This is a genomic window from Flavobacterium sp. MR2016-29, assembly GCF_015350695.1.
GTDB lineage: Bacteria > Bacteroidota > Bacteroidia > Flavobacteriales > Flavobacteriaceae > Flavobacterium.
On record NZ_JADKPU010000008.1, the window covers coordinates 37891 to 49316 of the forward strand.

Consider the following 11426-nt stretch of genomic DNA (forward strand, 5'->3'; position numbering starts at 1 on the left):
AATGGGGGAATGTGAAAAAATGATGCATAATGTCATAAATCAATTTCGTAAATCACTGTCTTAATTTATTGAGGCACAAATTAAAAGAATGCTATGTAATTACTTAGTCGATTATAAAAAGATAGTTCTTTTAATTACTGTCTTTACTTCATTTTAAACCTTAATGTTACGTTTATGACAAATGCACCATTTTTTGCTTTGGTTCTGCTTAGTATAGATTTCTGATTGAATAATATTTAAGTTTTTTTTTAAAGATGTGGAACAATTTTCTTAATAATTATTTATCTATACCTCTCAAAAATAAACGTACACTAAATATCATTTTTATATAATTTTGTAAAAATGTTATATAATTCCCATATTTGGTAATTTAGTTTATCTTGTAATTGCAAAGCCCTTATCGATGTATTTTTTAATTACCTTAATAAAAAAAAGCCGTCTCATAAGAGACAGCTTTCTGCTTTTTAAATACTCGAAAGTATTATTTAATCGTAATAGGCAATTCAACAGTTGTTTTGTCCCATCCAATAACTAAATTGGTTACTGTACCTTGAGTTGTAAAAGCAATTGACAAAGCTTCAATAGCAGTAGAAACTGGTTTTACAGGAACTGATACTCTAACTAAGTCTTTGCTTTCGTCATAAGCGTAAGCTCCCCACATATCAAGTTCTTTGTTGATAATGATCGTCCATTTGTCTTTTTCTGGAATAGCAAATAAGCTGTAAGTTCCCACAGGAATTGCTACACCATTAATCGTTGCAGGTTTGTAAAATTTGATCTCTGTATTTTCATTTGCACCAACTCTCCAAACTTCACCAAACTTCAGCAGTTCTCCAAAAACAACACGTCCTTTTGCTGAAGGTCTTGCATAAGTAACTTTAATTGAAGGAGAAGGAGTGTCCGTTTTTTTGAATTTAACCGATCTGCTTGGGAAATAAGAAATATCAACTGGACTTGCATCTAACGGAGCAAATTTTACTACGTCTTGTGCTTTAACCGAAATGGCAACTAAAAAAATAACTGCCAGTAAACTAAATTTTTTCATAGGATAATTTATTTGGAATACACAAAGTAAGAGAATAACAAAGAGAAATCATACAATTATTATTCTTTTTTCTTCTTTGCGTACCAATCCTGCATAATATAAAAAGCTTTCTTTTTATTTCCGTCATTTGAGATTAATCCTTTACGGTTATATTCGTCCTGAATTCCCGGAAGCAAACGTCGCGGTGACCTGAAATCAACTAAAATCCAAGGACTTAATCCACTCAAGTGCGGAATTTTTTCAATCATCTTCAAATTTTGAATGTATAAATATTCTTGAAATTCTTCGGTCCAGCGTTCATTTTTTTCTCCGTGCAAGCCTTGTTTGGCATCGCCTCCAAATTCAGAAACTATAACGGGTTTGTTGTACTTGGTTCTCCAGAAGATTTTTTCAGCATCTTCAAGATTTCCGCCGTACCAGCCTAAATACTGATTAAACGAAATAATATCTAAATATTCGCCAATTGCATCATTAATAGTTCCAAATCCGTCAACACCGCTTTGTGTTAATAAAGCCGCACTAATTAATCGGGTATTGTCTAAAGATTTCGTATGATCTACTAAATTTTTAATGAATAAATTTCGAGCATCAGAAATTGGCGTTTCATTTGCCATTGACCAAATAATAATACAAGCTCTGTTTTTGTCTCTTGTCACTGCAGCAGTCAATTGATCTTGAGCATTTTGATAGGTATCTTTATTAGTAAATTCTACTGTCCAATATACCGGAATTTCCTCCCAAACCATTAATCCCATTTTATCAGCTGTTCTGATAATGTTTTCGTTATGTGGATAATGTGCCAGACGAACATAATTACAGCCCAATTCTTTTGCCCAGTTTAACAAGCGTAATGCATCTTCTTCAGAATTAGCGCGTCCGCCTTTTGCATTTTCTTCGTGAATCGAAATTCCTCTTAAAAAAATTGGTTTTCCGTTTAATAGTATTTTGTCTTCTTTAGTTTCAATTGTTCTAAAACCAATATTATCTTTTAATTTTTGTCCGTTATAATCAATTGTTACATCATATAATTTGGGATTTTCTGGCGACCAATATGAGATTTTCTTAGCTGGAATTTCGAAGTTTAAAATTCCGTCAGCACCAACTTTTCCTTTATAATTAATTTTTAATTCGGGAATAGAAATTGACACCTGATTTTGATTTTGATCTGGAGTATTGATTTTGATAAATCCAGAAATCAAACTTGGATTGTTCTTTTTAAGTTGAATGTTATAATCTTCAATAAACGAAGCTTCTTCTTCAATCAAAGTCACATCGCGCGTAATTCCGCCATAATTCCACCAATCGGTATTAATTGTCGGAACATCTTCCTTGTGGCGTGTATTATCCACTTTAATAACTAAATAATTATCTTTTGGCTTTACAATCGAAGTAACTTCATAATTAAAGGGGGTAAAACCTCCAATGTGAGTTCCTAATTTTTTTCCATTCAAATAAATATCAGCTTTATAATTGATTGCTCCCAAATAAACAAAAAGGCGTTTTCCTGCCTTTAAATTATAATCGAATGATTTTTTGAACCAAACATTTCCTTCGTAATATTTGAGTTCCGGAATCTGTGAAGTAAAATCGCCAGGAATGTTAATTTTTGGAGATTTATCAAAATCATATTCAACCAATTCCTGTTTATTTACTGCGTGATAATTATTAAAATATGCAGCATTTGACGGTTTTGCCTGTTTGTCGTATACATCATGATGAAAGCTGTAATAGCCCGTTTCATAAGGGTCAACAATGTAATTCCAAACACCGTTTAGTGAAGTTGTATTTCTATTGGGAACATTTGAAATCAAGTTTTGATTTTGCGCAAATCCGAAAAGGGAAAAGGTTAGGAGTAATGTGGTTATTAGTTTTTTCATTAGTTTGTATATTTGTTATATTATAGTCAAATGATGCTTTAACCGCAATGCGCGCTAAGGTTTACGCAAGGTTCGCAAAGTTAAATGCAAAGATTTGTGTGCCTTGCGATCGTTTCTTTGCGAACTTTGCGGTTAGATTAAGGTTCAATCTTCAAATATTCCCCTTTAAAACTCTGATTCAAAGCTGTCATTTCAATGGGTGTATTTGATCCATCTGGAACAACTTCAATCGAGGCTTTTCCATTTGCCATTTTAATCGATTCACTTCCTGTCGGAGTTCCTTGATTTTTCATGGTTTTCCCGCCTTTAAGACATTGAAAATAGACACTTTCTTCATAATCCAAGCAACGTAAATTATTATTGTCAATAGCAATTGCGGTAACCAGGTAATGGCCGTTTTTTAATTTTTCAGAAGATAATTGCAGTGAAGTTGCCGCTTCATTTTTAGTAAAGCGATAGTTCACTTTTATAGTGTCTGAAACTGTTTTTCCGTCTTTAGATTCTCCTATCGCAATTAAAATATTCTCACCTTTAGAAAAATTAACATCCCAAGTTAAGCCATTTGCTGGATATAATGAAAGATTTCTCTTTTTTTCTCCAAGCGTTTTACCTTGATGATATAATGTAACTCGATCACAATTACTGAAAACACTAATAGTTCTGGGAGTATTTTCTGGTCCTTGGCGTTCTGTCCAAGTATGCGATTCGATATAAGTGAAAGGTTCATCGCTCCAATAACTTTTAAAAACATAGTATGCATCTTTCGGATTTCCGTTTCGGTCTACAAGTCCTTTTTGATTCATGTACGGAATATCATCTTCTGGTCGCAAAGGCGTTGCAAAATCCTTAAATGCCCATTGTACATTGCCCACAAACGTTGGGTCATTCTCGGATATATGCAAATGCCAATCGAATAAATCAACGATATAATTTTCGCTCCAATCGCCAATTTGAGCAATATTTGCAACTTTTGTCTGAACAATTGCTTCTTCCCAGCCTTCTGCCTTTATAATATTTTCGCCCGTTACCGGATTTTCACTGTGACGCCCAACATGACTGTCGCCGCCATATTCGGCATGAATAAAATGTTTGTATTCTTTTTTGTATAGGTCGATTGCTTTTTGATAGCTTTTGTAACTTCCAGAATACCAGCCCGACCAGATAGAAGGAGAGAAGACATCGACAATCTGCGAACCTTCGTAATATTTACGAATCGCTGTTTTTCGCGTTGGATCAAGTTTATGAGCAATATCGTTTAATTCGGTCAAAAACACATTGGTTTTATCTGTATTATCTCCGTCAGGAAAATCTGGAAGCCAGTTCATTTCATTACCCAAAGACCAAATAATAATGCTCGGATGATTGAAATTTTGATTGATGATTTCGCGCAGCATATTTTTTGTGTTTGTCTGCCAAAGTTCATCTCCAATACCGCCTCTGCACCAAGGCAATTCATCCCAAACCAATAAACCCAATTCATCACAAGCTTTGTAAATTTCAGGATCTTGCGGGTAATGTGCCAAACGAACAAAGTTAGCACCCATATTTTTTATAGATTTCATATCAGCCCAATGTTGCGCATTGCTCATTGCAGCGCCAACTCCGGCTTGTTCTTCATGACGATGAGTGCCGCGAAGCAATAATCGTTTTCCGTTCAAATAAAACGGACCGTGATCTTTAAACTCAAACCATCTAAAACCAACTTTTTCAGATACGCTGTCTTTGATTTGGCTGTTCTCTGATAAAAAAGCAGATACACTATATAAATTTGGTTTTTGAGTATCCCATAATTCTGGATTTTTAATGTTTTCGAAAGTTATTCTTGAAATTTTATTCGAAACAAAAACGGTTTTGCTTGCTACTTTTTTTCCTTTCGGATTTTTGAGAATTACAGTCAGCGATAAATTTTTTGAATTTTCAGGATTTGCTGTTTCTGCCATTATATTTAAAGAAGCTTTTTTAGCCGAGACTTCCGGCGTTGTAATTTTTAAATTCTCGATATGACTTTTATATTTCGAAATAAGCCAGACATCACGCGTGATGCCGCCATAAATAAAGAAATCACTTTTTTGAGACGGAATAATTTCGATATCATAACTGTTATCAACCCGAACAAAAATTTCGTTGTTTCCTTCTTTAATAAAGTTTGTAATATCAATCGTAAAACCAATATATCCACCAATATGTCCATCGGCATCCTTATCATTAACATACACTTTTGTAGTTACGTTAGAACCTTCAAAATATAAATAATAACGTTGATTTTGATCTATTTTCGAAATATTAAGTTTCTTTTGATACCAGCTTGCGTCGCGTCTGTAACCCGGATTTAAATCGGTTGCATCTTCGGCATTCCAAGTGTGCGGCAGATTTAATTCAGTCCAGTTTTTTGCTTTTTTTGCTTGATCAAGGTTTGGTGTATTATTTTCTAAATACAGCCAGTTTTCATTGATGTTTGTTTTCGTCTGAGCAAAACTGCTGTTCAGACAAAAAAGAAAGAAAATTAGAGTTACTATTTTAGAAAATGGCTTATAGCTGTAAAGTTGTTTTTTCATAAATTATAAAGCTTTTTTTAGGTTCTCAGGTACAGAGGCTGAAAACCTTTGTTGCTTTGTACCTCTGTGCCTTTGTTACTTTTTTCTTAGCAATGCTTCCAAAAAATAATAATCAGCATAGATAATTGGTTCGTCAATTTCGTCGTGTTTTGGCCAGTTTCCGGTACTGTGATCCAGAATAAATGGTGCATTAATTTTAGCGTCTAAAATGTATTTATCCGAATTTAAAGTCGCAATTATTTTATCGGCGAAAGCCAAATAACTTTTATTCTTTGTATAACTATAAAGTTCGTATAATGCGGAAGCCATAACCGTTGCAGCAGAAACATCGCGCGGTGCATTTGGAATGCTGGGATCTTTAAAATCCCAATACGGAACTCCGTCTTCAGGCAAATTTTTATTGGTCATAAAAAACTTCGCAGTAGCTTCGGCTTGTTTTATGTAAGCCTCATCTTTGGTATATCGGTACGACATGGTAAAACCATAAACTGCCCAAGCCTGTCCGCGTGCCCAAACTGAATCGTCATTAAAACCCTGAAGTGTAGTTTTCTTTCTCACAGCTCCAGAAACAGGATTGTAATCAACAACATGATAACAGCTGTTGTCATCCCTAAATTGATTTTTTAAAGTGGTATTGGCATGTTTAATGGCGATATCTCTAAACTTTTTATTTCCAGATAATTTAGAAGCTTCAAAAAGCAATTCTAAATTCATCATATTGTCAATAATAACAGGATAATCCCAAATTTCCCTGTTGAAATCCCAAGACCGAATTGCACTCACTTTTGGATCAAATCTTGTACATAAAGTTTCTGCGCCTTTAATAATCACATCTTTGTATTCTTGCTTGTTTTCCACTTTCAGCGCTTCTCCAAAACTGCAAAACACTTTAAAACCAACATCGTGCGAATTATTGTTAACGCTTTCTTTTTTGCTGAAAGCTGTCCATTTTGCTGCTTGTTCTTTGTATTGAGGATTTCCAGTCAAACGATATAATTGCCAAAGATTTCCAGCAAAAAAACCGCTTGTCCAGTCTTTTGAAGGAACTTTTTTAATTGAATTTGTTTTGGTAGTCATACTTCTAGGCATTGACAAAGAATCTACAGGATATTCCAATAGCATTTTATAGCGGTTTTCCAGAAGTTTTGATGCAGAAATATTTTGGGAATTAATTCTGGATTTGCACGCTGTTGCCAGCAGTGCAAACCCAAGAATTAAAGTAAAAAAACTAACTTTATTCATACTAATTAATCTAATGTTTAGTAACCAGGATTATTTGGTTTTAAATTTGGATTGATTGCCAATTCAGTTCCTGGCAATGGAAAAAGATAATCTTTTGCCGGATCAAAATTGGCGTGCGGTTCTAATCCGTTTGGACCAAAAACTTCCGGGCCGTTTTTCAATCTTTTGATATCATACCATCTGATATATTCAAAAGCAAATTCTAATCGTCTTTCTTCAATAACCATTTTTTTAAAATCGGCTTTTGATAAACCTGGCGTTACGTTTGCAGGAAACGAAACTAATTTTCCAGCTTTGTTTCTGGCTCTAGCACGAACTCGATTTACATAACCATCGGCTTCTGTTGTTCCGGGCGTAATTTCGTTTAATGCTTCTGCTGCTGTCAATAAAACTTCGGCATAACGCATTGTAATGTAATTGTGCTGCGAAGTTCTTCCGTTTGCACCAGCTTTACCCGGAAAACGATAATATTTCGCAATATGCGGACGAGGCGCTTTTTCGTTATCGCTTGAAGGATAAATTTGCAATGCACCGCCTGGACCCGTTTTCTTTCTAATAATTGTATCAAAACTTACGGCTCTTCTGTAATCTCTCTGATCCCAAGTGTTAAAAACTTTTAAGGACGGAACCGCAACAGAAAAACCTTGTCCATAACTGTAACTGTCATCTTTAAGTGATCCAGTAAAAAAAGCGGTATAGTCTTGACCGTAATTTCCTGAAACTAAGTTGTTGAAATCGATTGTAAACAAAGGTTCTTTTAAAGCTACTGTTTTTGTAGCGTTAAATAAATCCTGAAAATCAGCATCTAAACCTAAACCAAATTTTGCTTCGTTTGTAATTACATATTTTGCTTCATCATATGCTTTTTGATAATTTCCTAAAGTTAAATAAACAGAAGCCAAATAACCTGCAGCTGTACCTTTTCCAGGAACAGCCTTTACTTTTGGTTTGTCTTCAAGCCATTGCTTTGCAAATTCTAAATCGGCTATAATTTTTGGATAAACATCTGCTTCTTTAGTCCTGCTTAAAGCATTTACCTGCGAAACATCGTTTACAACAAAATCAATGTATGGAATATCTCCAAAAAGACGTACCAAATGATAGTACGTAAAAGCTCTTGCAAAATAAGCCTGAGCTACAATTGCGTTTACTTTTGCGGGATCTCCTGGCGTTTTTTTCGCGCCTTCGATTGCCTGATTTGCTGCTGTAATGATAACATAAGATTGAGGCCAAAAGTTAGCAACAAGCGCGTTTGTATCGTTCATACTCATGTCGTTCACATCTATACGTGCGGCTTGAGTTGTTCTGTCGCCAATGTCAGACATGTCATCACGAAGCATTAAGGCAATTGTAAATTCTCGTCCCCAATAATTATTGTGTGCGATGTTGGCAAAAGCTCCGTTTACCGCAGCTTGCAAATCATCTGTATTATTAAAGAAATTGTCAGGACGAATAATTCCTACCGGATGTTCTTCTAAATCTGAACATCCTAAAGCGAACATTCCTAAGAAAAGAAAAGCTATATATTTTTTCATGTGTAGATAATATTTGATTTTTTAAACTAAAATTTTAAGTTAAAACCCATTGTAAATGTTCTCACATTCGGGTAACTTCCATAATCTAAACCTAAGTTGGTGTTGCTTCTGGCGTTTGTATCGTTCAGATAATTGGTTTCTGGGTCAGAACCTGGATAATCTGTAATGGTCCATAAGTTTTGTGCACTGATGTAAAAACGAACTTTGCTTAATCCCATTTTCGAAACAAATTTTTCATCTAAACTATAACCAATAGAGATGTTTTTTAGACGGATATAACTAGCATCGTACACAAACCTTGATGTAATTCTTTTTGTTCTTGCAGCATTTGCCGGAACATTTGTATCTGTATTTGTTGGTGTCCAAGCGTCTAGAACTTCTGTTGTAGCATTGTTGTTCCCAGAAGCCAATTCCATCAAAGTATAGTTCAAGATTTGATTTCCTTCTGAACCTTGAAAGAAGATATTTAAGTCTAAATTTTTATAAGTGAAATCATTGTTCAAGCCAAATATGAAATCCGGATTTGGATTTCCGATAATTGTTTTATCATTAGAATCTAGTTTTCCGTCGCCATTTACATCTTTAAATTTTTCGCCGCCTGGAGCAGTTTCAAAATTACCCGGAAGAACTGTTTCTCCTTGTTGAATTACGCCATCATAAATAAATCCGAAAAATGATCCCACTGGCTGTCCAACTCTTAAAATTTGAGATTCTGTTGCAAGGAAATGCCCTGGTGCAGAGTTAATCAACAAGTCTTTATTATCAGCTAATTTCAATACTTTATTTTTGTTAGAGGAGATGTTGAAATTTGTTGACCAAGTAAAATCAGGTCCAGTAAAGTTTTTAGTATTAATGCCCAATTCCCATCCTTTGTTTTCTAATTGTCCAACGTTTTGAAGCTGAGAAGCAATTCCAGAAACTCCTGGCAATGGTCTGTTAAACAATAAATCTTTGGTAATTGTTTTGTAATAATCTGCAGTAAGGCTGATTCTGTTATCAAATAAACCCAAATCAATTCCGTAATCCTGCTGATATGAAGTTTCCCATTTTAAATTCGGATTATCCAAAGAGGTCAACTGCACCGCATTTACAATAACGTCGCCGCTCACATCATAAATTTCAGAGAATCTTGATAAAGTAGAGTAGGCGCCAATTGATGGATTTCCGGTTGCACCATAACTTGCTCTCAATTTAAGATTTGAAACTGTTTTGCTGTCTTTCAAGAAGTTTTCTTTTGCGATATTCCAGCCAATTGCTCCCGAAGGAAAAGTTCCGTATTTGTAATTTTTACTAAAACTTGAAGAGCCATCGCGTCTGGCAGTAAAAGTCAATAAATATTTATCGTCGTAATCAAAGTTCAATCTTCCGAAAGCAGAAATTAATTCGGTTTCAGATAAAGAAGAATCGGGTTTTAAATACACTGTTCCGGCTCCTAAATTGTGATACGAATTGGTATTCGTCAAAAATCCTCTTGAAGCTGCAGAAGATGATTCGCTTTTATTTTTTTGATAGGAATAACCTCCAAGAACTGTCAAAATTCCTTTTTCGATAATTTCTTTTTTATAAGTCAAATAATTCTCTGTCAAGAAAGAAGAAAATCTATTGTTGCTTACAGAAGCTTCTCCTTTAATTGTTTTTCCAGCAATTAAAGTAGATGGAATATATCTACCGGTTTGAGAATTTGTTTCGTTTAATCCTAAAGTTGTTTTAAAATCAAGATCATTTGTGATTTTATATTGTGCAAAGAAATTAGATCTGTTTACGATAGAAACCGTTTCTAAAATATTTTCCATTGCGGTTGCGTACGGATTGTCGATATCATCTCCAATTGGAGCTGTAGAGGTGTAACTTCCGTCTGCATTGTAAATTCCTTTATCTGGCATAAATCGGTACGCCGCTGCAATTACGCCCGCTGCGCCAGTTCCTCCAGCTCCAGTCTGGCTTATGATTCCATCTTTGTTTTGTTTGCTTTGAAATAAATTCAAACCCACTTTAAACTTATCAGATAAATCAGCTTCCAAATTGCTTACAATTGAATATTTATCAATTCCTGAATTTATTACAACTCCATTTTGATTAAAATAATTTCCAGAAACATAATACCTCACTTTTTCTGATCCTCCCGAAAATGATAATTGACTGTTCGAAATCATTCCGTCACGGTAAATTACATCTTGCCAATCTGTATTAAATCCAGCCGCTGTATGTGTGGTAAAGCTTTTTCTATATGCCACAAACTGATCTGCGTTTAATAAATGTAATTTATTGTTTACAGATTGTACCGAAGTTGAATTGCTGAATTCGATTACTGGTTTTCCTGCTTTGCCTTTTTTAGTTGTAACCATAATAACGCCATTCGAACCTCTCGATCCATAAATTGCCGTTGCAGAAGCATCTTTTAAAACTTCAATAGAAGCAATATCTTGTGGCGCGGGCATCGAAACCCCTGCAAAACCATCAACAACAATAAGGGCATCTCCGCTGGCATTAATTGAGGTTCCTCCACGAACTCTGATTTTTACCGGAGCACCAGGCTCGCCGCCATTATTAGTTTGTACTGAAACCCCTGCAGCACGGCCTTGCAAAGCCTGTTCTGCATTTAATAAAGGATAAGCCGTTAACTCTTTTGCAGTTACAGATGAAACTGAACCTGTAATGTCACTTTTTTTACGCGTACCGTAACCCACAACAATTACTTCGTCAAGATTTTTGGTGTCTGGCTTTAAACTGACATTTACGGTGGTTTTATTTCCAACCGGAATTTCTACCGTTTGATATCCCACAAAGTTGAAAACCAATACTGCGTTTTTCTCAGAAACTATAACAGTATAATTCCCGTCCATGTCTGCAGATGCTCCAACTGAAGATCCTTTAATATAAACATTGGCACCAGGAAGCCCGAGCAAATCTTCACTAGAAGTTACTTTTCCTGTAACTTTTCGTTCCTGTGCATTCATCACAATATTTGCCAGTAAAAAGGCCGCCAGCAAACACCATTTAAGCGATTTGATTTTTTGGTTTGTAAACATTCATTTTTTGGTTTAAGGTTAATGTTAGATAAAATAAAAAAGCAATAAACTCATTCCTATTATGACTATCACAAATAGAATTTGCAGTAGTATGAATTTTGTTTTTTTGATTTTCATACCACAAATGTATCAGGCGAAACCGA

General features: G+C 34.9%; 6 protein-coding genes. All 6 read right to left on the minus strand.

Going from position 1 to position 11426, the window contains the following annotated elements:
* Positions 1-481: 481 nt before the first annotated feature.
* The 6 genes from IR010_RS16310 to IR010_RS16335 all read right to left on the minus strand — a co-directional run bounded on the left by IR010_RS16310 (position 482) and on the right by IR010_RS16335 (position 11283).
* A complete protein-coding gene (locus tag IR010_RS16310; protein ID WP_029272571.1) occupies positions 482-1045 on the minus strand; it encodes a DUF2911 domain-containing protein in 564 nt (187 codons plus the stop codon).
* 59 nt (positions 1046-1104) lie between these two features.
* Positions 1105-2922 carry a glycoside hydrolase family 2 protein gene (locus IR010_RS16315; protein ID WP_194605384.1) on the minus strand — a complete coding sequence of 606 codons (1818 nt, stop codon included), beginning with the start codon at positions 2920-2922 and terminating at the stop codon, positions 1105-1107.
* 137 nt (positions 2923-3059) lie between these two features.
* A complete protein-coding gene (locus tag IR010_RS16320) occupies positions 3060-5477 on the minus strand; it encodes a glycoside hydrolase family 2 protein (RefSeq protein ID WP_194605388.1) in 2418 nt (805 codons plus the stop codon).
* 75 nt (positions 5478-5552) lie between these two features.
* Positions 5553-6719, minus strand: coding sequence for a glycoside hydrolase family 88 protein (locus tag IR010_RS16325; protein ID WP_194605391.1), 1167 nt, complete (start codon positions 6717-6719; stop codon positions 5553-5555).
* Between the two features lie 17 nt (positions 6720-6736).
* Positions 6737-8254 carry a RagB/SusD family nutrient uptake outer membrane protein gene (locus IR010_RS16330; RefSeq protein ID WP_194605394.1) on the minus strand — a complete coding sequence of 506 codons (1518 nt, stop codon included), beginning with the start codon at positions 8252-8254 and terminating at the stop codon, positions 6737-6739.
* Positions 8255-8280: 26 nt separating this feature from the next.
* Positions 8281-11283 carry a SusC/RagA family TonB-linked outer membrane protein gene (locus IR010_RS16335; protein ID WP_194605397.1) on the minus strand — a complete coding sequence of 1001 codons (3003 nt, stop codon included), beginning with the start codon at positions 11281-11283 and terminating at the stop codon, positions 8281-8283.
* Positions 11284-11426: the final 143 nt, after the last annotated feature.